This is a genomic window from Micromonospora sp. RTP1Z1 (assembly GCF_033804685.1).
Taxonomy (GTDB): domain Bacteria; phylum Actinomycetota; class Actinomycetes; order Mycobacteriales; family Micromonosporaceae; genus Micromonospora.
Genome location: NZ_JAPFQV010000063.1, coordinates 19,586 through 39,622, shown reverse-complemented (window position 1 = coordinate 39,622; position 20,037 = coordinate 19,586). Strand labels below are relative to the sequence as shown.

At 69.2% G+C, this 20,037-nt stretch carries 20 protein-coding genes and 1 pseudogene; 5 read left to right on the top strand and 16 right to left on the bottom strand.

Going from position 1 to position 20,037, the window contains the following annotated elements:
- Positions 1-485 precede the first annotated feature (485 nt).
- Positions 486-965: a GNAT family N-acetyltransferase gene (locus SLP03_RS25595; RefSeq protein WP_319463181.1), complete on the top strand. Its 480-nt coding sequence runs from the start codon at positions 486-488 to the stop codon at positions 963-965.
- 220 nt (positions 966-1,185) lie between these two features.
- On the opposite strand, the gene SLP03_RS25590 is transcribed toward SLP03_RS25595, so the two are convergent.
- The 8 genes and pseudogenes from SLP03_RS25590 to SLP03_RS25555 all read right to left on the bottom strand — a co-directional run bounded on the left by SLP03_RS25590 (position 1,186) and on the right by SLP03_RS25555 (position 9,438).
- Positions 1,186-2,235 (bottom strand): GNAT family N-acetyltransferase, encoded by a 1,050-nt coding sequence (locus tag SLP03_RS25590; RefSeq protein WP_319463180.1) that lies wholly within the window; start codon positions 2,233-2,235, stop codon positions 1,186-1,188.
- Positions 2,236-2,527: 292 nt separating this feature from the next.
- Positions 2,528-2,950, bottom strand: coding sequence for a zinc ribbon domain-containing protein (locus tag SLP03_RS25585; protein WP_319463179.1), 423 nt, complete (start codon positions 2,948-2,950; stop codon positions 2,528-2,530).
- Between the two features lie 6 nt (positions 2,951-2,956).
- Positions 2,957-4,966, bottom strand: coding sequence for an FG-GAP-like repeat-containing protein (locus SLP03_RS25580; RefSeq protein WP_319463178.1), 2,010 nt, complete (start codon positions 4,964-4,966; stop codon positions 2,957-2,959).
- A 461-nt stretch (positions 4,967-5,427) separates the two neighbouring features.
- Positions 5,428-5,838 (bottom strand): annotated as a pseudogene (locus SLP03_RS25575) (DUF402 domain-containing protein); the annotation flags it as partial.
- 198 nt (positions 5,839-6,036) lie between these two features.
- Positions 6,037-7,182, bottom strand: a complete 1,146-nt coding sequence (locus tag SLP03_RS25570) for an RNA polymerase sigma factor (RefSeq protein WP_319463177.1) — start codon at positions 7,180-7,182, stop codon at positions 6,037-6,039.
- Positions 7,179-7,589: a YciI family protein gene (locus SLP03_RS25565; protein ID WP_319463176.1), complete on the bottom strand. Its 411-nt coding sequence runs from the start codon at positions 7,587-7,589 to the stop codon at positions 7,179-7,181. Before SLP03_RS25565 ends, SLP03_RS25570 begins: the two co-directional genes overlap by 4 nt.
- A 149-nt stretch (positions 7,590-7,738) precedes the next feature.
- On the bottom strand, positions 7,739-8,332 hold the full coding sequence (locus tag SLP03_RS25560) for a dihydrofolate reductase family protein (RefSeq protein WP_319463175.1): 594 nt from the start codon (positions 8,330-8,332) through the stop codon (positions 7,739-7,741).
- Positions 8,333-8,748: 416 nt separating this feature from the next.
- Positions 8,749-9,438, bottom strand: a complete 690-nt coding sequence (locus tag SLP03_RS25555; protein WP_319463174.1) for an alpha/beta hydrolase — start codon at positions 9,436-9,438, stop codon at positions 8,749-8,751.
- A 50-nt stretch (positions 9,439-9,488) separates the two neighbouring features.
- Here SLP03_RS25555 and SLP03_RS25550 point away from each other — a divergent pair, with 50 nt between their 5' ends.
- Positions 9,489-10,184 (top strand): YafY family protein, encoded by a 696-nt coding sequence (locus SLP03_RS25550; RefSeq protein ID WP_319463173.1) that lies wholly within the window; start codon positions 9,489-9,491, stop codon positions 10,182-10,184.
- A gap of 649 nt (positions 10,185-10,833) precedes the next feature.
- Positions 10,834-11,601: an alpha/beta hydrolase gene (locus tag SLP03_RS25545; RefSeq protein ID WP_319463172.1), complete on the top strand. Its 768-nt coding sequence runs from the start codon at positions 10,834-10,836 to the stop codon at positions 11,599-11,601.
- A 276-nt stretch (positions 11,602-11,877) separates the two neighbouring features.
- Here SLP03_RS25545 and SLP03_RS25540 read toward each other — a convergent pair whose 3' ends face one another.
- From SLP03_RS25540 to SLP03_RS25530, 3 genes are all read right to left on the bottom strand, one after another.
- The gene (locus tag SLP03_RS25540; RefSeq protein ID WP_319463171.1) at positions 11,878-12,645 is read right to left on the bottom strand and encodes a GNAT family N-acetyltransferase; all 768 of its coding nucleotides are present in this window, start codon (positions 12,643-12,645) and stop codon (positions 11,878-11,880) included.
- A 505-nt stretch (positions 12,646-13,150) separates the two neighbouring features.
- On the bottom strand, positions 13,151-13,663 hold the full coding sequence (locus SLP03_RS25535) for a hypothetical protein (RefSeq protein WP_319463170.1): 513 nt from the start codon (positions 13,661-13,663) through the stop codon (positions 13,151-13,153).
- Between the two features lie 287 nt (positions 13,664-13,950).
- The gene (locus SLP03_RS25530; protein WP_319463169.1) at positions 13,951-15,186 is read right to left on the bottom strand and encodes a hypothetical protein; all 1,236 of its coding nucleotides are present in this window, start codon (positions 15,184-15,186) and stop codon (positions 13,951-13,953) included.
- Between the two features lie 556 nt (positions 15,187-15,742).
- Between SLP03_RS25530 and SLP03_RS25525 the strand changes: the two genes are divergently transcribed.
- Positions 15,743-16,285: a low temperature requirement protein A gene (locus SLP03_RS25525; protein WP_319463168.1), complete on the top strand. Its 543-nt coding sequence runs from the start codon at positions 15,743-15,745 to the stop codon at positions 16,283-16,285.
- Between the two features lie 153 nt (positions 16,286-16,438).
- On the opposite strand, the gene SLP03_RS25520 is transcribed toward SLP03_RS25525, so the two are convergent.
- Together SLP03_RS25520 and SLP03_RS25515 are read right to left on the bottom strand one after the other, a co-directional pair.
- The gene (locus SLP03_RS25520; RefSeq protein WP_319463167.1) at positions 16,439-16,696 is read right to left on the bottom strand and encodes a hypothetical protein; all 258 of its coding nucleotides are present in this window, start codon (positions 16,694-16,696) and stop codon (positions 16,439-16,441) included.
- A 511-nt stretch (positions 16,697-17,207) separates the two neighbouring features.
- On the bottom strand, positions 17,208-17,783 hold the full coding sequence (locus SLP03_RS25515; RefSeq protein WP_319463166.1) for a dienelactone hydrolase family protein: 576 nt from the start codon (positions 17,781-17,783) through the stop codon (positions 17,208-17,210).
- 65 nt (positions 17,784-17,848) lie between these two features.
- Here SLP03_RS25515 and SLP03_RS25510 point away from each other — a divergent pair, with 65 nt between their 5' ends.
- On the top strand, positions 17,849-18,442 hold the full coding sequence (locus SLP03_RS25510; RefSeq protein ID WP_319463165.1) for a winged helix-turn-helix domain-containing protein: 594 nt from the start codon (positions 17,849-17,851) through the stop codon (positions 18,440-18,442).
- Between the two features lie 66 nt (positions 18,443-18,508).
- On the opposite strand, the gene SLP03_RS25505 is transcribed toward SLP03_RS25510, so the two are convergent.
- The 3 genes from SLP03_RS25505 to SLP03_RS25495 all read right to left on the bottom strand — a co-directional run bounded on the left by SLP03_RS25505 (position 18,509) and on the right by SLP03_RS25495 (position 20,025).
- The gene (locus SLP03_RS25505) at positions 18,509-18,694 is read right to left on the bottom strand and encodes a hypothetical protein (RefSeq protein ID WP_319463164.1); all 186 of its coding nucleotides are present in this window, start codon (positions 18,692-18,694) and stop codon (positions 18,509-18,511) included.
- A gap of 75 nt (positions 18,695-18,769) precedes the next feature.
- Positions 18,770-19,540, bottom strand: coding sequence for an SDR family oxidoreductase (locus tag SLP03_RS25500; RefSeq protein ID WP_319463163.1), 771 nt, complete (start codon positions 19,538-19,540; stop codon positions 18,770-18,772).
- Between the two features lie 263 nt (positions 19,541-19,803).
- Complete coding sequence (locus SLP03_RS25495; RefSeq protein ID WP_319463162.1) at positions 19,804-20,025, bottom strand: hypothetical protein; 222 nt, start codon at positions 20,023-20,025, stop codon at positions 19,804-19,806.
- Positions 20,026-20,037: the final 12 nt, after the last annotated feature.

Sequence of the window (20,037 nt, the reverse complement as noted above, 5' to 3'; positions counted from 1 at the left end):
GCACCAGGGCTCCCAGCTTCCCGCGCTGGCACCAGCACGACGACGGGCATCCACAGGAGTACCCACCCGGGTTGTGGAGCCGAGCTAACAGGCTGCGCCTCATGAGCCAAGCCTAGGCCGCAGACGGCCGAGCGTTCCAGGCTCGGTGGGTGACCGTCACCCGACGCCGCAGCAGATCAAGGCGGCCCGCAAAGCGGGCCGCGCCGGCCGGCCACAGTGACGGACACAAGACCCTGAAGACTTCGGGGCTCCGCCCCGAACCCCGGCCCTCCTCAGAGATCAGGCGCGGATCCCCTCGCCGGGCACCACAAGGGCTACCAGCCTCCCCGGACGGAGCCAAGGTCGTTCGTCCGGTAGGGCCTCCACCTTGTCCCCGTCCGGGGAGGCTGGACGGTCTGTCGACTGCCCGACGAGGAGATCCGCCGAGCCGCAACAGGTGGGAAAGCCACTCGCTTTCCCGGAACGGTGCTTGCCATCATGTCCGGGTGAATTCCCCCGTCGTCACCCTGCGCCCGATGCGTCAAGACGAGTACGAGAAGTACACGACGCGACGGGACATGGAGTACGTCCAGTCCCTCGCCGAGACCATGCCGGCCGAGGCCGCGATGGAGAAGGCGCGACAGGATCGAGCCCAGTTTCTGCCCGACGGCTTGGCGACGGAACGCCACCGCCTTCTGGTAGCGGAGAACACCACGGGCCAGGTCGTCGGCTACGCGTGGGTCGGGTTGGAGGAGCCACGAAGCAAGACGACCGATACAGCGTGGCTCTACGACATCAGCGTGGAAGAGCCCTACCGGCGATCCGGCTATGGAAGAGCGATCCTCGCGGCCGTAGAGGCGGTGGCACGGGAAGCGGGTGCGACTCGGCTTGGGCTTAACGTGTTCGGCCACAACGCGCCCGCGATCTCGCTGTACCAGACATGCGGCTACGACGTCACGGCCCAACAGATGGCGAAACGCCTGTAGTGGATAGGGCGGCCGCACCCAGGCCGCGCCGGGCCATCCACGGGCCACAACCTGGTGTCACCGGGGGTCACACCAGGCCGCGCGAGAGCGTATCGATCAGGCAGAGGACAGCACTCATAGCCGGTCTTGTGCGATTCCCACGCTGACAGTGCGGGTTCGATTCCCTGGCCGACCCCGACGACAACCCGATCGAGTGGGTGCAGCGCCCGTAGGTCGGGGCTCACCCGGGGAACGAGGCGACCGGCACGCGCTCGCGCAGCTCGGCGGCGAAGGCGGTGAGCAGCCGGCGCAGCTCGTCCCGGATGCCGTCGCGGACGAGCAGCCCGTCCGGCCCCACGGCGTCGCGGGGCACGGTCAGCCGCACACTGGCGACCTCGCTGATCTCCGCCGACACGTAGCCGAGGACGACGCGGAGGGTGGCCTGCGCCCCGTCACCCCGGCCCGGCGCCGCGACGTTCAGGATCGCCACCGGCTTGCCGTACAGCTGTCCGCCGCCGACGGTCCAGTCGAGCACGTTCTTGAAGCTGCCGGGCAGCGTGCCGGCGTACTCGGGAGTGCACAGCAGCATGCCGTCAGCCGCGTCGATCCGTTCCCGCAGCCGGGCGACGGCCGTCGGCAGCGGGACCGACTCCTGGTCGAGGTCGGGGTTGAACGCCGGCAGGTCCGCCAGCCCGTCGTACAGCTCGGTGGCGACGCCGGGCGGCGCGACGGCGGCGGCGGCCAGCAGGGCGGCGGTGTTCGTGGACGCCTGGCGGGTGCTGCCGGAGACCAGCAGGATCGACACCGGCGGGTCGACCACCGCGTACCGCACCTCGTCGCCGTCCTGGCCGGTGACGGTGAAGCCGGCGCGCTCCAGGACCCGACGGCTCGGCTGGTTGTCCTGCTCGGTGCCCGCGACGATCTGCCGGATGCCGGGCCGGGACAGCAGGTGGCGGGTGATCGCGGCGACCACCTCGGTGCCGTAGCCGCGGCCCCGGAACGGCGCGGCCAACCCGTACCCGATTTCGATGTCCCCCCGTTCGTCGGCAGCGGTGTGCACGCCGCAGTCACCGACGACCACCCCGTCGAGGGTCACCAGCCAGCCGAACGCGCGACCGGCGGCGATCCCGTGCAGGCCGTCGAGGGTGTCCGCATGTGGCCATCCGTCGCCGGGGGTGAGGCCGCTCAGATCGCCAACCCGTACCGCCTCGGCGGTGCCGGCGTCCAGCGGGACGAGGACGAGGTGGGCCGTGGCGAGCCGAGGTGCGGCGAGAGCCGAGTCAGCGGGCATGACACCCAGTTCTAGTCGCCTGATGTGACCAGGGCCAACGAATTTCCGTGCCCTGCGGCATCACACCCCCGCCAGTGGTGGCTACCTAAAGGCCTTTCCCCTGCTAGGTCCCGGTCCGTGCAGGTGGTCCGGGGTAGGCAACTTGATCTCATAATCCGTAGGTCACCCAGTCTCGGCCTACTTGTGTCCACCGCCGCGGATCACGGCCCAGCAGTGCTCGCACCAGATGTAGTCCGCCTGCTCCACCAGGTGCACCTTCTCGCCGAGTGGTAGACCCCGAAGAACCTGGAAATCAATCGGCTTCGTCAGCTGGCAGCGCAACGAGGTCACGGTGCCCGGAGAATGCGCAGTGCGGGCACGACAGGGTCCGCCCACGAGGCTTCGGTACCCGCCTTCGGCAGGCGGGGCAGGTCGACGACGTGCCCCGCTCGTCGACCAACCGGACGGTGATCCCGGCCAGGATGGCCTTGTCGGTGAGGACCTGCAGGAGCCGTCCGACCTGCCACTGCCGCAACCGCAGATTGTGCCGCCGCCCCGCCGGCACATTCAGCACATCGCGGGGGTCACCGACGTGCAGCACACCCACCCGCTGCCCCACCGCCCAGAACACGACGCTGCGCGCGGCCTCGTGCTGGGCCTGACGGGGCCGGAGGGAACGCCGCCCGCCGAGCACAACCGCCGTCTGGGCAGCCTCGGCGGGAACGGCGCTGTCCATCGTCGCTCAGGCCCGACCCACCTGGACCTTCGCCGACGTCGCCGCTGACGCCGCTGCGGGGCGTTGCGGTACCACCACGAGTCCGTAGTTGTAGTTGGCCATCAGCAGATCCTTCAGGCCGTCGTTGTTGATGTCGGCGACCGCGAGCCCGCGTGGGGTGAAGGAGCTGGCGGGCGGCAGCTGGGAGACGCGGAACTCGTTGCCCAGCCAGCCGTCCGGCCGCTGCAGCAGGACGCTCGCCGAGCTCCAGCCGCCGTGGGTGATGGCGACGTCGTCACGACCGTCGTTGTTTACGTCGGCGACGGCGATCGCGTCCGGCACCTCGTAGACCGGGTAGCGGATCCACCGTCCGAGCACGCCTCCGCTGTCGTGGGTGAGCACCTGCACCTGGGCGTTTGGCGCGTTGCCGGACACGGTGACGACGACGTCCTTCCTGCCGTCCCCGGTCACGTCGCCAACGGCCATGGAACTGACCACGCGCAGGTATCCGGCGGGAGCCTGGTACCCCACCGGGTCGGCGAACGATCGAGGGGCCGTCTGGGTGCTGATCTGGATCAGCTGTCCGAGCTGCACCACCAGGTCCGGCAGGCCATCCCCGGTCATGTTGACCACGTCCAGCACGAAGCCGCGGTGCGGCGAGACGAGAGCCGCGGGCGCGAAGCCACCGTTGTCGTCGCCGTACCGTACGAGGACGCCGTTGTCGCTCACCGCGACGATGTCCGTCCGGCCGTCACCGTCCAGGTCGCGGAGCTTGAGGTCGATGAGGTCATCGGCGAACGACAGGTGCTCGGCCGTCGAGAGCCCCGATCCGGTACGGCGGAATACGTCGATCCCGTCGCCCGTGGCGACGACCAGTTCGTTGGCGCCGTCGCCGTCCAAGTCACCGATGACTGGGTACATGCTGCCGCCGGTGGGCGTCGACATCGCCACCTGCTGCTTCAGCACGAGCTGGTTCTCCGCCTCTTGAACGAACAGGAAGGCGGAATGGTCGTGGGCGTCGTCGGAGTACTCGGTCGTCGTGACCACCACGTCGGAGAGTCCATCGCCGGTCAGGTCGCCGGCGGCGACGGCTTCCTCCCGGGAGCCGAGCTTCAGCGACGAGGGGCCGTTGAAGACCACCGAGCCGTACGGCTGGGTAACCACGGGCACGGCGTCGCCGGACGCGCTCGCCCCGGCCGGTTGCCAGTCGGACCCCTGGAACTGCGCGTAGACCGAGGTCGGAGTCCATCCGCTGCCGTTGACCATGGCGATCGCCGTGCCGTCGGTGCCGTCGACGTTGGCGAACGCGACCGCGCCGGCCGCAGACATGAACGCCACCTCACCGCTGGGAATCCGACCGTCCGCGTACCGCACGTTCGCGATGAGCAGGATCCGCTGTCCCTGCTCCACCGAGCCCGGTGACACCGTGACCGTCGTCGTCGTGGAAGGGCCGGTGTAGACCCGTACGGCGTCGGACGTGGCCGTGGCGCCGCCGGCGGCGACCGCCCGGATCCAGTAGACGTAGCGGGTGGCGACCGTGAGGCCGGTGTCCACGTACTCGGTCGACGTCGTGGTGCCGACTACCGTCTCCACCGGTGCCGCGTTGCTCAGCCGGACGATCTCATATCGCGCGGTGCCGGACACGGCCTTCCAACGCAGGGTCATGCTCGTCTCCGCCGCGGTCGCGCGCACGTTGACGGGCTTCGGGAGGGAGGTCTGCACCGACGCCTCGGTCGAGTCGCCCGACGCCCGCTTGCCGGACCGGGACCGCACGACGTAGTAGTACGCCTTTTCCGGCGCGACGGTGTCGTCGACGTAAGACGTCCCGGTGGCCGTTCCCACCAGCGTGTACGGGCCACCCGAGACGGTCCCGCGCCGTACCTCGTAGCTGCTGGCGCCTGCCACGGCCTGCCAACTCACCTCGACCCGGGTCGCGGAAACCGCCTTCGCGCTGACCGAGGCCGGTGGCGTCAAGGCCGCCGCGAACGCTGGTGTGGTGGACGCCACCATCGCGAGCAGGGCTATCAGCAAGACCATCACGCCACGGCCTAGCCTTCGCTTTTGCGACAACATGCACATCTCCATATCCCGGGGATTCCGTCGTACACAACAGCGCCAGCGCACGCAAGAACGTCACTGCCGATCGCGCGGCGCCGTCATTGGCCTAAGTCCCACCTAACGCTTGACGTTCCCGTCCCAGCCACGAGAAGGCATTCGTCACGGCCTCCTTGTCAGTCCCAAGAATGTCGAGGCTCACGCGGATCAGCGCGTAAAGCGCGTCGACCCATGACTTGGCAAGTTCTACGTTTCCTCCCGCCGGAAGGGACAGGCTGGGAATGAGATGTCCGTGATGAAGAACGTTCAGGCATCGCTCCATGCACGATTCTGAGACATTCGGCGGGCCTGCTGTCGCCCACCGCCCCCGCAGATCCCGCCGCGACACCCGTAGTGCCGACGCCTCGCCTCACCCAGCCCATCCTCGACGGATCCGTCCCGGCTCATTCTTGACGGTCGGCCCAGCTCTTGGTGCCGGGCTGCTCGTTGCTTGAAGGGCTGTAGGCGTGACGCGAGACGATCACGGCGTGGCTGCGCGTATCCCACCAGTGGGGCAGGGCGGTGGGCTGCCAGGCCGGGTCAGGCTGGAAGTCGCACCAGGCGCCGTCGAACGGGAACATGCCGTGCTCGGCGAGGGCGCTGAGTCGTTCGCCCTCCGCGCGGATCTGTGCGGCACCATCGGCGTCCCAGAACAGGGGGCCGCCGGTCTGTGCGGCGAATTCGCCTTCGTCCTTCCACGACCAGCTCCGGTCCGCGGCGATGAGCACGTCGAGGGCATGGTCTTGAAAGTCGACCCCACCCGGCCAGCGGTGCATCGGCGCTTCCAAGTTGACGTACCAGCCGGCGAAGGTCCCACTTGCCTCCCATGATCACCAAATCGAGTGGGCAGCGCCGGGCGGCATGAGCATGAGGGTTCGGTACGGCTGCCAGACGGCCGGACCGAGCAGGGTGGGCATGGTCAGTTCATCGAGGATCGGTAGGGCGCGGGTCGGATTGCCGTCAAGCGCGGTCCGTTGACGGCTTGAGCCTCGCGTGGACGCGGCTCGTGACGGTTACCGACGGCGCGATCGGGCCGCTTGCCGGGTGAGGTAGTCCCACTCGGCGGTGCTTCGCGCCCGGACCGCCGCGCGGGTGTAGTGCTCGGCCGCGACGTCGAGGTGCCCCGCCTTCTCGTGCAGGCGGGCACGTACCGCGTCGAGCCGGTGATGGTCGCCGAGCCGCGCCGCGAGCTCCTCGACGGCGCTCAGCCCGGCGCGTGGGCCGTCGACCTCGCCGACCGCGACCGCGCGGCTGAGCGCGGCAACCGGATTGTCGGTGAGTTCGAGGAGTTCGTCGTACCAGGCGAGAATCTGCGGCCAGTCGGTTTCCTCGGCGGTGCGAGCGTCGTCGTGCAGCGCGGCGATGGCCGCCTGGATCTGGTACTCGCCGCGCCGTTCGCGGGCCAGAGCCGCCTGCAGGATACGCACGCCTTCGGCGATCTCGGCCTGGTTCCACCGTGTGCGATCCTGCTTGTCGAGGGGGATGAGGGTGCCGTGCTCGTCGGTACGAGCGGCGCGGCGTGCGTGGTGCAGCAGCATCAGCGCGAGCAGCCCGGCGACCTCGGGCTCGTCGCACGCGAGCGCAAGTTGGCGGGTGAGGCGGATGGCTTCGGCGGACAGGTCGACCCGGCCGGAATAGCCCTCGTTGAAGATCAGGTACAGCACGCGCAGCACGATCGCGACGTCGCTGGGCTGCGCGAACGGCTGGCCCCTGACCGTCCGTTTCGCGCGGCTGATGCGCTGCGCCATCGTCGCCTCCGGAACCAGGAACGCCTCGGCGATCTCTCTGGTCGTCAGCCCGCCGACGGCGCGCAGTGTGAGCGCGATCGCCGAGGTCGGGCTCAGTGCCGGGTGGCAGCACAGGAACAGCAGCAGCAGCGTCTCGTCGGCCTGCGCGGCCGGTCCCGGCTCGGGCTCGTGGCTCAGGGCGTCCTCGCGCCGTCGCCGCGCCGCCTCCGAGCGCCGAGCGTCGATCAGCTTGCGGCCCGCGACGGTGAGCAGCCAGCCCTTCGGGTCGTTGGGAGGCGCGTCGCCCCGGGACCGATGCGCCTCCAACAGCGCGTCCTGTACCGCATCCTCGACCGCCGCGAAGTCGTTGCCGCGGCGGACGAGGATGCCGAGCACCTGCGGCGCCAGGACGCGGACGACGTCCTCGTTCATTCCGCCATGGGCGCGACGTCGCCCATCACCGGCCGTACCTCGATCCACTCGTACACCGGCTGTCCGCCCTTGCCCGGCGCGGACGAGACGTAGGCCGCGATCTCATGCGCTCGCGCTTCGGACTCGACGTCGATCATGAACCAGCCGGCGGCGAGTTCCTTGGTCTCGGGAAACGGGCCGTCCGTCACCGGTGCCGTGTCCGGCCCGCCGTAGCGGACGTACGTCCCCTCCGGGCTCAGAGCCTGTGCGTCGACGAACTCGCCCCGCTTGCGCAGCAGCTCCCACACGTGGCGCTGGAATGCCATGTGCGCGGTGATCTCGTCCTCGGTCCACTCGCTCATCGGCACCAGGTTCGGGTGGTGCTCCGGGCCACCCGTGTAGTGCTTGAGCAGCAGGTACTTCGGCATCGTCACTCCTCGTATTCCGTGGCCATCATGTCGCCGTCATACCGAGGACGGAACCAGCCACGGCTTCTCGACATCCCGAACGTCGCAGCGGGTACAACGGAAAGCCCCCGTCCGCACCAAGCCTGCCTGCACCGCTGACCATCGACGGGTCAGTCACCCGCCGCAGCGTAGGTCGCGATGATCGCGCCCGTGCTGGTCACCTGGCTGTCGGCCAGCCGCAGCGGACGGTGTACGCCGTCGTCGCGGAAAAGGCGCTTGCCGCCGCCCACCACCACCGGGTCGATCATCAGCCGGAGTTCGTCCACCAGGCCCAGGACCAACAGCGTCTGTACGAGCCCCGGGCTGCCGATGATATGCACGTCCTTTCCCTTTTCCGCCTTCAGTGCGCGCACGGCCGTACCGATGTCGCCTCGCAGCAGCGTCGAGTTCTGCCAGCCGAGCGGCTCGTCGAGGGTCGTCGAGGCGACGTACTTCGGCAACGCGTTCAGGGGCTGGGCGAGCACCTGCTGCTCCTCCGGCGCGCTCGGCCAGTGGGCGGCGAAGATCTCGTACGTGCCGCGCCCCAGCAGGTAGCCGCCCGCGCCGCGCACGTTCTCGATCACCCAGTTCATCGACAGGTCGTCGAAGTAGCGGGCATGCCAGCCACCGTGCCCGAAGCCACCGGCCATATCCTCGTCGGCATAGCTGGGAGCCTGGACCACCCCGTCCAGCGTCATCCACTCGTTCGCGATCACCTTCCGCATCCCGGCCTCCTACCGGTCGTTGTCCGCGGCTTCACGTGCACGCCGCAGAACGGCTCTCACCGGCTGGGACGGAGCCAGGCGGCCGTCTTCGACATGTAACCGCTCCGGTCGAACTGAGGATTTGGGCGGCGGAGGCATCATCGAATCGTGGCGTTGGGGGTGGAGTCCGTCGCTGACTGGTCCGGCGTCGAGTGCACTCAATAGGTAGCCGCGATCAGGGCGGTAGCGAGCGGCTGTGGCACTGATTGCTGAGATCCGTGCCGCTGCAGTGGTCACACGCCTGTGGGGTAGAGCTTGACGTGCCCGGTCACCACGACAACGGTCGTGCCGGGCGGGACGTCGTTGGAGCCGTCGTCCGCTCGGCTACTTGCGGGGTCTCTTCTTACCGAGGGCTCCTGCCCGTCAGTCGATCGGTGTCACGGCCGTGCATCGAGGAATCGCGTGATTGCAGCCGCGACGGCTTGGTGGTCTTCGAGCATCGGTAGGTGCCCCGTATTCAGGTCGTTCTGCCAGGCTGCGCCGAGTCGCTGGGCGCATCGTTGTTGCAGCGCCATCGGCAGCTGATGGTCGTCGGTGGTGCGCAGGTAACCGCGCCACCCGCTCCACGACCGGTGAGCGGTCCGGTCTCGGTAGAGGGCGGGTGACTCGGGGGTGAAGTCGGCGATGATGCGGTCGGCGACCTCCTCGTCCAGACCATGGGCGAGGCCGCGTCTGATCGCTGAGTCCGGCGGCCGGGTCCCGGCGAATCGCATCGCGGCACTGAGCACCCACCGGTTCGGCGCCGGCATCGCCGAGATGAACGATCCTCCCGGCTGCGGGATCACGGCACTGATCGCCAGGAACGCGCTGACGCGTTCGGGCACGAGCCGGGCGACTTCGGCGCCGATCACACCACCGGCCGAGTGCGCGACGATCGCGTACCCACCCGGCGGTGCGGAGTCGATGACCGCCTGGGCGTAGTCGCGCAACCGGGCTCGGCCGCCCTGCGGTCGGGAAGCGACACAGGTCTGCTGCCCTTCGCCGAGGTCGCGGCGGACGTCATCCCAGATCCAGGCGGGAAGCCCGGCGCCACTGAGGAACATGATCGGATCGCGTGAAGTGCTCATGACACCATCGTCACCCCCGGCGATGTCACCGGTATGTCACTATTTATTGGATGAACCGCACCGACCGTCTCTACGCCTTGCGTGAGGAACTGCGGCGCGCGGGGCCCGCCGGGCGCTCGGCGGAACGACTCGCCGAGGTCTTCGAGGTCAGCATCCGCACGATCAAACGAGACATTTCGACTCTGCAACACGGCGGCTTCCCGGTCTGGGCTCGACCCGGACCCGGTGGTGGCTACGTCGTTGACGCCGCCGCGACCCTCCCGCCGGTGAACTTCACCGACGCCGAGGTCTCCGGCCTCGCCGCCGCCGTGGCCGCCCACCGCGGACAGCCCTTCGACAGCCACGCCCGCGCCGCCCTCGTCAAGGTGCTCAGCGTGATGGACACCCGCGCACGAGGAAACGCCACCGCGTTGAACGGTCGTGTCTGGATCGACCACACCGACACACCCGGCGATGCCCGGACTCGACACGCGATCGAGCAAGCACTCCACGCACAACGCGTCCTCGTCGTGGACTACCGCGACCGGCATGGCACGCCCACCACCCGGCAACTCGATCCCGTGCTCCTGGCCCGCACCCAAGGACACTGGTACCTCGTCGGGCACTGCCACACTCGTCAAGCGATCCGCTGGCTCCGCCTCGACCGCGTCAGCGCCGCACACCTGACAACCCAGCCCGCCACTCGTATCCCCATCGAAGCCGTTGGCACACCGCCCACCACCGCCGAAGCCATCGCCGAACTGTGACGCCACCCGCCATCGCCGCCCAGTCCGCTACCACGGTCGACCGACACCAGACCCTCGGCAAGCCCTGGACCGTCCGACGCTGCACTGGCAGACATCCCGGCCGCCGAGCCGCGGGGAGCACGAACGCACCTGATAGCAACTCGGTGTAACAGCGGCAGCCCATCCCGCGGGAACCCGTCACGCGTCAAGTGGAGCCCGACACGGCCGGCTGCCGCTCGTTCGCGGCCCTGCGTCCCGACCGCACTTCGCGTAGTCGGTGCTGCGCCATGCCGAACTGCCGCCGCGAGAATGGGCATCACGGCCAAGATCAGGTATCCGGATCTGCCGCCGAGCGCGCGCTACGAAGCGTCACGGCAAGCGGATCGAGCCGACGTCCGGTCGTAGCCGATGAGCGGGCGTCTGCCAACATCAGTGGTCCACAGCTCCCGCCAGGACGTCGGGGCTGACGCCCAGAGCCGAGCAACTTCCTGGAAGACGAGGAGAGCGCGTGCAAGTCGGACTGAACAGGCTGGTCCAAGCGGAACTTGCGAGGCACGTCCCGGAGTGCCGGGCGTTCTATGCCGCGCGAGGGGAGCGGCGAGGCCCCTCGTCCCTCGAGGACCTGCGGGAAGCGCGTGCCGAGCACGTCCCTGCTCCGCTCCCCGGAGGGGTGACCGTTGAGCAGGTCGTGGATGCATCCCGGCGGAAGATCCCATTGCGGATCTTCATGCCGAAGAACACAAAGGTGCAAGGCGTGTACTTCGACATCCCCGGTGGGGGCTTCTACCTCGGGTCGACGGCGGGCGCGGACACACGCAACTTGGCGCTCGCCGAGTCGCTCGGGATAGCCGTGGTCAGCGTCGACTACAGGCTCGCGCCCGAGAACCCCTGGCCAGCCGCGCCAGATGACTGCGAGGCCGCCGCGCTCTGGATTATCGACCAAGCCGAGGTCCGATTCGGCACCACCAATCTGGCGATCGGCGGTAGCTCGGCCGGAGCCACGCTCGCCATGACTACGCTGCTCCGGCTTCGGGACAAAGGCCACGCAGGCTCTTTCGCTGGCGCCGCCTTGCAGTTTGGAACCTATGACCTGAGCGGCCAGACCGCTGCGGGCCGACTGATCGCTGACGAGTACTTCCTAAAGGCCTACGTCGGCCACGTGGCTGATCGCACGGTTCCCGACGTATCGCCCATCTTTGGCGACCTGCGTGACCTACCGCCGACACTCCTGATCGTCGGAGCGTTGGACGTCCTACTCGAGGACAACCTGGTCATGGCGGCCCGGCTTTCCGCAGCAGGAGGTGAGGTCGATCTCCGAATCTACCCAGAGTCGCCCCATGGCTTCACCGGTCACCCGACCAGCATGGCGAGAGCCGCACTGAACGATCGGGAGTCCTGGCTCGCCAAGCGCTTCACCGCACGCGCCACGTCCCGATGACCCTTGATCAGGAGCCCGCCGCCGGTGCGTGCCAAGGGCGAGCCGTGCAGAGCCCAACAGCCAGGGAGCCTGGATTCCGCATGGAGCCGACGACATCCAGGTGTGCGTTTGCAGTGGCCACCTCTCGTCCGCGCCAGCGCTGATCTGCCGCGGATCGAGCGCGTGGGCGGCCGGTGCGCCCTTCACCGCCCGTAGCCGAGCCTCGCTGGCGCGGACGTTCTGCTTTGCCGAAGTGCGGACGTTCGCGCTCCTGCGCAAGGAGCGGAGGCACATTGATCAGCCGGAACGGGAGAACTGGGAGATCTGGGCGACAGCAGTGAAGCCCAGCCGCCGGTAGAGGGGGATGCCTGGCCCGCTGGCGTCGAGGCTGGCCCGTGTCGCTCCCGACTTCACCGCGGAGCGCAGCGCGGCCGCTGTCATCGACAGCCCCACGCCGCTGCGGCGCCAGCCGGGATCGGTGTTGACGAAGAACACGTACGCGTCCGAAAAGAAGGTCCGCGATCCGCTCGTGCCGCCCACCACGCCGTCGTCGTCGACCGCCGCGAAGAGCCGGGGCCCCTCCGGCAGCGACCTCAGGTACGTGACGAGTGCCGCGGTCGACACCACACCCGCTGGCATCGCCCGTCCGGCGGCCGCAACTGCATCCGTCAACGACACCCCGTCCGGTGGATCCTCAGGGACGCGGCACACCGGGCGCAGAGTCAGGCCATTAGGCAGCAAGGGCTCCGGCACGGTACGAAGGTCGCGGCACACCATCGCCGTGACCGCCTTCGGCGTCCACGTCCGGTCCCGGCGGATAAGCTCGGCGCACCGCCCGGCCGCCTCGTGGACCCTGACCGTGCCGGCCGAGGCGAGCGGCAGCACGGCCGAGAGCACGTCGAAGGCTCGGTCATCCAGGACCAAGAGCTGAGTGGGTGACTCCCCGTCGACCGGAACCAGTCCTTGGATGCCGAACCCGTCCACGCGCCGTGTTCCGGGGCCCTCAGCGGCGGCACACCGCGCATCGAACGCTGCGGCGTAGGCGTCAGGCGCTTGATCCGGCACCCGACGCAGCCTAGCTCCCGGCCGACACGATGTTCGTAGGTGTCACGACGAACGCTCGCGGTTCACGCGTGAAGGCAACACGCCGACCCCTAGTCGGCCCTCGCAGCCGCTGGCGGCCATGTGAGGGTCTCGTCTCCCCGTCCGCGAACGTGCGGGTTTCCGCCGCGACGGCGCGCAGCCCGTTTACCGGATTTGCCGCAAGGAGGGCGCTGGCCCTGACTGTGACCGGCGATCGGATGGACTCGCGCGGATGTCGACCATGTGCTCGATTGGGCGAAAGACCTACGGCGATGAGCCGATCAGGCTCCATGATCAGGTGCACTGATCTGCCGCGGATAATGGGCGTCTAACGAAACGCTCCATCGCCGTCCGTCCGCACCTCTCAGCTGCCGCGGTCCCGGCTGCACGTTTGGGGCCAGGGCGAGAGGCCGCGACGTAGCGAGTCGGTTCGGAACATTCGCGACGCCGATGGGTCACGACGCGCGAAGAGGCTGCCCGGTAGGCCTCAAGCACGCCGGCGCCACCAGGGCTTTTCGGGTGGCGCCTGCGGATCGTGGATCGTGCGGCGTTCGAAGACCTCGTCCAATGGACGGAGCCGCTCCAGCAGTTCGCGGCGTGCCCGCGGGCCGAGCGCCGCCAGCGCTTTGGCCAACACATCGCGGTGCTCCAGCGGGTCGCAACAGGGACACCCGGCCTGCGAGGCGTCCTGCAAGAGGCGTGCGACCGGCCGGTGGACCGCTCGCTTCCAATCCGCCAGAGCACGGGCCACGGCGCCAGGCGACAGGGACAAATGCTCGTACCGCGAAATCTGTCTGGCGGCTGCGATGGGGAGCCCGTCTATCGGGTACCTTAACGTGGCGATTAGCCCGACGTGGACGTGCAGCGCGCACCGCCGCAGGCGGCCTACGCGCCATAGTCCTTTCTGATCATCATCATGCGGAAGATGTTCGCACGAGACCACGCCGTCCTCCAACGGATTCGCATCCTCATTTGCCGCCAGTCGCGCGCGGTCGACCACCAGCTCTGCCGATGCCCGACTTTGCCGAGATGAGTGCATTTGGACAAGGCCCGACGACATGGCTCCACGTCGTAGAGATCCACGTGCCGCTCGGCGTCGAGCCAGAGAATTTCTCAGTCCCGTCGCATCGTTGTAGAGCGCCTCGGCGAGCTCTCCACCCCCAGCGTGGCCCGCAGCCGCACCGGCACGGCCAGCGCGATCTTCCCGAGTGGGTGGCCGTCAGCCGCGACACACCGTATTACGTTGCCCCCGCAAAACCGGCCAGAATGGTCGCATTGGACAAACGATCAGCCGCGCGATTCGGTCGACGGGCCTGGCACGTACTCGAGCACGACCGCCCTCAGGTAGCGCGGGGTGGTGGGGAGATCGGCCGCTCCCACCGCGAACATCAGCGGGCTGCCCGGGGTCCCGGCAATCCCGTGCAGGCTCATGCCGACCGCGTCCGGCGGCTGCGGCGCGGGCATGCCGACCCACGCGCCCGTGCTGTACGCGGCGAGCGCCGCGCTCGGCGCCGGGGAGTTCTCGATCAGCCACGGCAGTCCGGCCGGGTCGGTCGCCACGTCGGGCAGCGCGCTACCCGGCGCGTCCCGGAGCACCTCGAAGGATCCACCGCCGCCGCGCACGGCCAACCCATCGTCGCCGACCGCCCACAGCTCGCCGGACGAGCGACCCGCGAGCGCTTCGAACGAGGACTCCTGTTCGTTGATGCCCACCTGGACCGTACGCCAGCCTGAGCCGTTCCAGTGAAAGAGCAGCGGGCCCTTGAACCCCTCCCACGCGCCGTTGCCGGCGGCCCAGACGTCATCCGAGCGAAAGGCCTTGATCGCGGTGAAGGTGCAGAAGTTCGGCATGCCACCGAAGGACGTGCCGCCGGTGCGGCATTCGGCGGGCGACTGGTGCGACCGCCAGGACCGGCCGTCCCACTGCTTGATGATCGCCTCGCTTTGGTGATTGCCCACCACCCAGGCGTGTCCACCCACGACGGTGAGTCCGGTGATCAGCACGTAGCTCCTGCTGTTGCCCCGCGCGAAGGGCACCTCGCGCCAGGCGGTCCCGTCGTAGTGCAGGACGTGCGTCACCTGGTCCTCCGGGACGGCGGCGGCCGTGCTGCCAACCGCCCAGACGTTCGAGGGCGAGTCGGCCGCGACGAGGTCGAACCGACCGTGCCACGCGATCGCCGGCAGCGCCGCGCGTGCCCAGCGCGTCCCGTCCCGCTGGAGGATCAACGGGGTGCCGGTGTCGTTCGGCTGTTCGGGCGAGTAGGCCTCGCTGCCGACGGCCCACGCGTGCGTGGCGTCCACCGACACGACGTCCCACAGCACGCTGGTCGGCCCGGCCAGCTCCGGCAGCGTGGCCAGGCGCCAGGCCGGTGCCAGCGCGTTGGTAACGACGGCTTCGGGCGACCCACTGGCGGCGGTCGCGGAGGGTCCCGAGGGTGATGCCGAGGTGCTCGTGCCGGCACGTTCGCCGGTGCACCCCGACGCCAGCAGGACAGCGGCCAGCGTCACGGCAATCTTGCGCATGGCACCGATGATCGCAGGGCGGCGCCACCCCAGGGTTCCCGTTGATCAACGCGCTATACGGGCGTGGATCACGGCGAAGGCGTTCAGGTGCCAACGCGGGACGCGAAAGGGCCCAGACCACCGTCAGGGCGTCGTGCACGAAGACGTGCCGCATCGGGGCCAGCAGGGACGGGAAGTGGTTGCGGTGGTCCAGCGGGGTGGCGATGCGGTACAGGTCGGCGATCCCCGGCCTGCGGGCCGCCCGGCCGGACGTGATCGCCTTGCCCTGCGCGGTACGCGAGGCCCAGGTCGGCCAGCCGGAGTCGAGGGTCAGCCCTGAAGCAGTGGCGTGTGCCGGCGAGGGGATCCGCTATTCGGCCCGCCGTTTCGCCACCCGATCCTCAATTTGAACAGCACACTGAGCCTCACGGAGGCGACGACCTGCACTACGTCAGACAACGCGACCGGCGGGCGCCCGACCCGGAGGTGGGCAGGTGGCCGACAGACTCTGGATCGAACGGAGTGAGCGATGGCGCGGAGCGTGAGGGTCGAGGCTTAGACGCGTGTCGATCAGCAGGTGAGGACCTTCCTCTCGCTGTTCTTCGACCTGGCCTACATTTACGCGCTTATTCGACTGTCGGCCACGTTGCTGGAGCACCTGACCTGGCTGGGCGCGCTCCAGACACTGATTCTGATGCTGGGCATGTGGTGGATCTGGGCCTTCACCGCGTGGGCCACCGACAAGTACGACCCGAAGCTGCCGAAAGTCCTGGCTCTGGTCATCGTGACCATGTTCGCCAGCCTGATCATGTCCACCGCACTCCCGGCCGCCTTCACGACTCATGGCCTGCTGTTCGCGATCGGATACGTCACCTTGCAGGTCGGACGGACCTTCTACGTCCTACTCGCGTTGCCCGGCGGCGGGTTGAGACGCCACGCGGCACGAGTGCTGTTCTGGTTCGCCGTCTCCGCTGTGTTGTGGATCGCCGGAGGAGCCGTCCATGGCACGAGCCGAACCGGACTATGGGCCCTCGCAGTCGCGCTGGACTACGGCGTGGCCAGGCTCAACTACCCCACCCAGGCCTCGGCACCCTCATCGCCCCCTGGGCCATCCGGGTAGCCCGCGTGCACCGTCGAGCGACGCCGTCAGATCAGCACCCCAGCGGGGTCCGCTCTCTGAAGTAGGCCGGCAGAGAGCGAGGCCGACGGGCCATTCACGGGCCACGATGCGATGCCGCGCGGCTTAAACGCACCCCTGGCCCTCACCGGAGTCCTAGCAACTCGCGGTCTCTTCGTCAGCCTTCTCATCGTTCAACCACTGCCGGTCGGACCATGCGCGCCAGAGCTCGTGCTGCCGCAGCACCGAACTCAAGCCGAGCAGAGCGATGGAGACGATAAAGCAGGCGAAAGCCACCAGGGCGAGGATCAGGGAGCGATCCCCGTCGGTGGTAAGCAGCAGTATCAGCCCTGCAGCGCCGGAGGCGACCATCAGCGCAGCCAAGCCGCGATTCTCCGGTGGCTCCGTTTCCATGGCCGGGCTCCCCTCACTCTCGTCGGGTCGGCTCATACTGTCGGGCACTGCCGAGCTTGGCAAGATTCAGTACCGACTAGATACAGATCGGCAGCCGACCGAGCACGGCACTGCCTGACCAGCCATCAATGGTTGTCCTCTTACTCCACCGGCCGTCATGGGACGTCCATGGGCCCGTAGCCGTGGCGCGCAGTGGTCATGAGCGGGCACGAGGGGCACTTAGGTCCGCCGCCGGCCGCAGGCGTTCAGGCATCACGGCCAGTTGAGCGCGCTCTTCCACACTGGCGCTGCGCGCACGTGGCGTTCCCGCAGTACGGTTCGATTCCGTCAGGCGGCTCCATCGAAAGGCCCAGGTCACCGGCTTCATCGCCGATCATGACCTGGGCCTTCTCGATGCCGTCGCGGAGCAGAGCAGCCACGCGAGCAGCCAAAGCCTCATTCACTCCACCACAGGGCCCGCTCCAGCAGCGACGCTGCTTCCCGCGCGGTACCGTCCGCCGCTGGGCGGTGTTCAGCGGGCGGCGAGGAAGTCGAGCACGCGCTGGATGAGCAGCTTGGTGGCGTCGGCGTCGTAGGACGGCAGGCTGGAGTCGGCGAACAGGTGCCGATCACCGGGGTAGACGAACAGTTCCGCATCCTCGGCCGACTCGACGAGCGCGCGGGCGGCGTCGATGTCACCCTCGCCGGCGAATATCGGATCTGCGTCCATGCCGTGGATCTGCACCGGCACGCCCGCCGGCCAGGCGGTCCCGAACTCCGAGACGGGCAGGCAGGACTCGAACAGCAGCGCCCCGCGCGCGCCGGCTCGGGTCTGCGCGAGCTTCTGCGCCGGCATCACGCCGAGCGAGAAGCCCGCGTGGACGAGTTCGTTGGGCAGCCCGTCCGCCGCACCCACGCCCCGATCGAGCAGGTTGTCGAAGCCCACCTCCCGGGCGTACGCGAGGCCGTCGTCGAGCGTCGCGAAGGTGTGGCCGTCGTACAGGTCCGGCGTGTGCACGGTGTGCCCGGCTCGGCGGATTTCGTCGGCGAAGGCAAGGAACCCCGTCGTCTGACCCTGCGCGTGATGGAACAACAACACCTCAGCCATGTGGACTCCCCGGTCTCGGATGGGATCTTGCCGCGAACACTCCAAAACTTTAGACTGTTCGACAAATGTCGAGCAATACCCGAATCCCGGACTACGACCTGCCCGACACCGTCGAGGTGTCCACACCCGCGCAGTTGCGCGCGATCGCCGACCCGCTGCGGGCCACGATCCTCGACCTGGTGCTCGAGCGGGCCGCCACCGTGGCCGAACTGTCCACGGCCGTCGGCCGTCCAAAAAGCACGGTCGCCCACCACGTCAACGTGCTACTCGAGGCCGGGATGCTCCGCGTCGTCCGCACCCGGCGGGTGCGCGCCATCGACGAGCGGTACTACGGACGCACCGGCCGCACCATCCACGTGGGCGTGGTCCGGCGCCCGGGCGACACGACGACGCCCGTGTGCATCAACGGCCTGTCCGTCGCGGCGGCCGAGTCGGTGCCGGCCCACGAGGCGGACACGCTCTACTCGACGATGCGCCACGCCCGCATCCCCAGGGAGAGCGCGGCGCAGTTCTGGCGGCGCGTCGAGGCGCTCATCCGGGAGTTCACCGAACTGCCGCGCTCCGGCGACACGGTCTACGGCTTCGCCGCCGGCCTCTACCCGACCGACCACCCTGTCCTGCCCGACCCGGACCACGTGCCCGCCGAGGATTCGAGGTGAGCACGCCCGCCGTGACCCGGGTTTGCACCGGAACGAGCGGGGCAGTTCCTACCGCCGCGCCGTCTGTCACCCGGCGACTTTGTGCCTCCGCATCGGCGAGTCGTTCAATGGTGGGGCGTCCGGGTCCTCGCCGAATGCCTGGCGCAGGTGCAGTGCCGCCTCCTGTTGGGCGTGCTCGGCCTTGTCGAGCACCCCGGCAAGGCGGAAGAAGTCGTGCATGACCCGGCGGTAGCGGGTTGACATGGCCGCCACGCCCGCGGCCTGCAGGTCCTTCAGGCTGGCGGCAGAGCGGCGGGCCCGAGGCCGTCCCGCCCGTCGGCCCGGCGCTCACCGGCCCGGGCGCAGCCGTTCGGCCAGGAAGTCCTCCCAGGTCCGGGCGCCCACGGTGGCGCCGTCGAGGGTCAGGTTCGCGCCGGCCCGGTACGCCCGGCCGGCCTTCCCCGGCATCCGTACCGGCATCATCAGGCGGCGCTTGCCGCGTGCCCGCAGGTAGCCGCGGGCCAGCTCGGCTATCCCGTACACCCGGGGTCCGGCCAGGTCGGGCACCAGGCCGGCGGGCTTGTCGAGGGTCAGTTCCACGAGCCGGGCCGCCACGTCCCGAGCGTCGACCGGCTGGAGCCGGAGGCCGCCGGGGACCGGCATCACCGGCAGCTTCGCCATCTGCTGCGCCATGGTGAGGACCAGGTCGTGGAACTGGGCGGCCCGTAGCGTCGTCCAGGGCAGGCCGGAGTCGGCGATCGCCCGCTCCGCGTCCAGTTTGGACCGGAGCCAACCCAGGGGGACTCGGTCCGCGCCGATGACCGAGATGTACGCCAGGTGCCGCACCCCGGTCCGGGACGCGGCCCGGACCAGGTTGCGGGTCGCCTCGTCATCGCCCTTGGGGCCGCCGGCGAGGTGCAGGACGACCTCGGCCCCGGCGACCGCTGACTCCACTCCGTCGCCGGTCAGCAGGTCACCCGTGACGTGCGCGACGCCGCTCGTGGGCTGGTGGCGGCCCCGGCTGAGCACCCGAACGTCGTGGCCGGCGTCTCGTAGCAGCGGTACGACGAGGCGGCCGAGGGTGCCGGTGCCACCGGTGACCAGGATGGGTGACGTCATGGCTGCTCCAAACTCGTTCCGTCCGGGAGTCGATCTCCCGGTCACATCGGCGGTGTTTCGTGGGTCTACCGCTGTGACACCCGGCGGGAAGGGAATGTGACCAGTGGACGAGCGCGAGTGGCTGACGGAGCGTTTCGAGGAGCAGCGGACCCGATCGTCGCCATCGACGTGCTGTCCGACCCGGAGCGACTGGGCGAGCTCGACCTGTCGGTCCTCGACGGCTGACCACCCGCCGTGCGGCGGCAGCGCATCCAGCTGGAAGCTCAGGGCCCGCGTCGCGCCTCGCGCTCGGCGCGCTTGCGCTCGCGCTGCTCACGGCTCCACTGCTTACGCTTCTCCAGGTCCCGTTTCCACAGCTCCCGCGCTTCCTGGGAGCCGCCGTGGATGGCGTTGTCGACCGTCGCGGGGCCGGCAAGGTTCCGGTAGACCCAGTCCAGGACCCGGCCGCCCTTGCCCTGGTCCGGAGTCTTGTTCTCCTCCGTCACGTCTCCCACCCC

Bases quoted from the DNA above. Each gene is read 5' to 3' on its own strand.
- SLP03_RS25590 (WP_319463180.1), bottom strand. From the start codon at position 2,235: ATGCCCGCTGACTCGGCTCTCGCCGCACCTCGGCTCGCCACGGCCCAC.
- SLP03_RS25585 (WP_319463179.1), bottom strand. From the start codon at position 2,950: ATGGACAGCGCCGTTCCCGCCGAGGCTGCCCAGACGGCGGTTGTGCTC.
- SLP03_RS25580 (WP_319463178.1), bottom strand. From the start codon at position 4,966: ATGGTCTTGCTGATAGCCCTGCTCGCGATGGTGGCGTCCACCACACCA.
- SLP03_RS25570 (WP_319463177.1), bottom strand. From the start codon at position 7,182: ATGAACGAGGACGTCGTCCGCGTCCTGGCGCCGCAGGTGCTCGGCATC.
- SLP03_RS25565 (WP_319463176.1), bottom strand. From the start codon at position 7,589: ATGCCGAAGTACCTGCTGCTCAAGCACTACACGGGTGGCCCGGAGCAC.
- SLP03_RS25560 (WP_319463175.1), bottom strand. From the start codon at position 8,332: ATGCGGAAGGTGATCGCGAACGAGTGGATGACGCTGGACGGGGTGGTC.
- SLP03_RS25555 (WP_319463174.1), bottom strand. From the start codon at position 9,438: ATGAGCACTTCACGCGATCCGATCATGTTCCTCAGTGGCGCCGGGCTT.
- SLP03_RS25550 (WP_319463173.1), top strand. From the start codon at position 9,489: ATGAACCGCACCGACCGTCTCTACGCCTTGCGTGAGGAACTGCGGCGC.
- SLP03_RS25530 (WP_319463169.1), bottom strand. From the start codon at position 15,186: ATGCGCAAGATTGCCGTGACGCTGGCCGCTGTCCTGCTGGCGTCGGGG.
- SLP03_RS25520 (WP_319463167.1), bottom strand. From the start codon at position 16,696: ATGGAAACGGAGCCACCGGAGAATCGCGGCTTGGCTGCGCTGATGGTC.
- SLP03_RS25515 (WP_319463166.1), bottom strand. From the start codon at position 17,783: ATGGCTGAGGTGTTGTTGTTCCATCACGCGCAGGGTCAGACGACGGGG.
- SLP03_RS25510 (WP_319463165.1), top strand. From the start codon at position 17,849: ATGTCGAGCAATACCCGAATCCCGGACTACGACCTGCCCGACACCGTC.
- SLP03_RS25500 (WP_319463163.1), bottom strand. From the start codon at position 19,540: ATGACGTCACCCATCCTGGTCACCGGTGGCACCGGCACCCTCGGCCGC.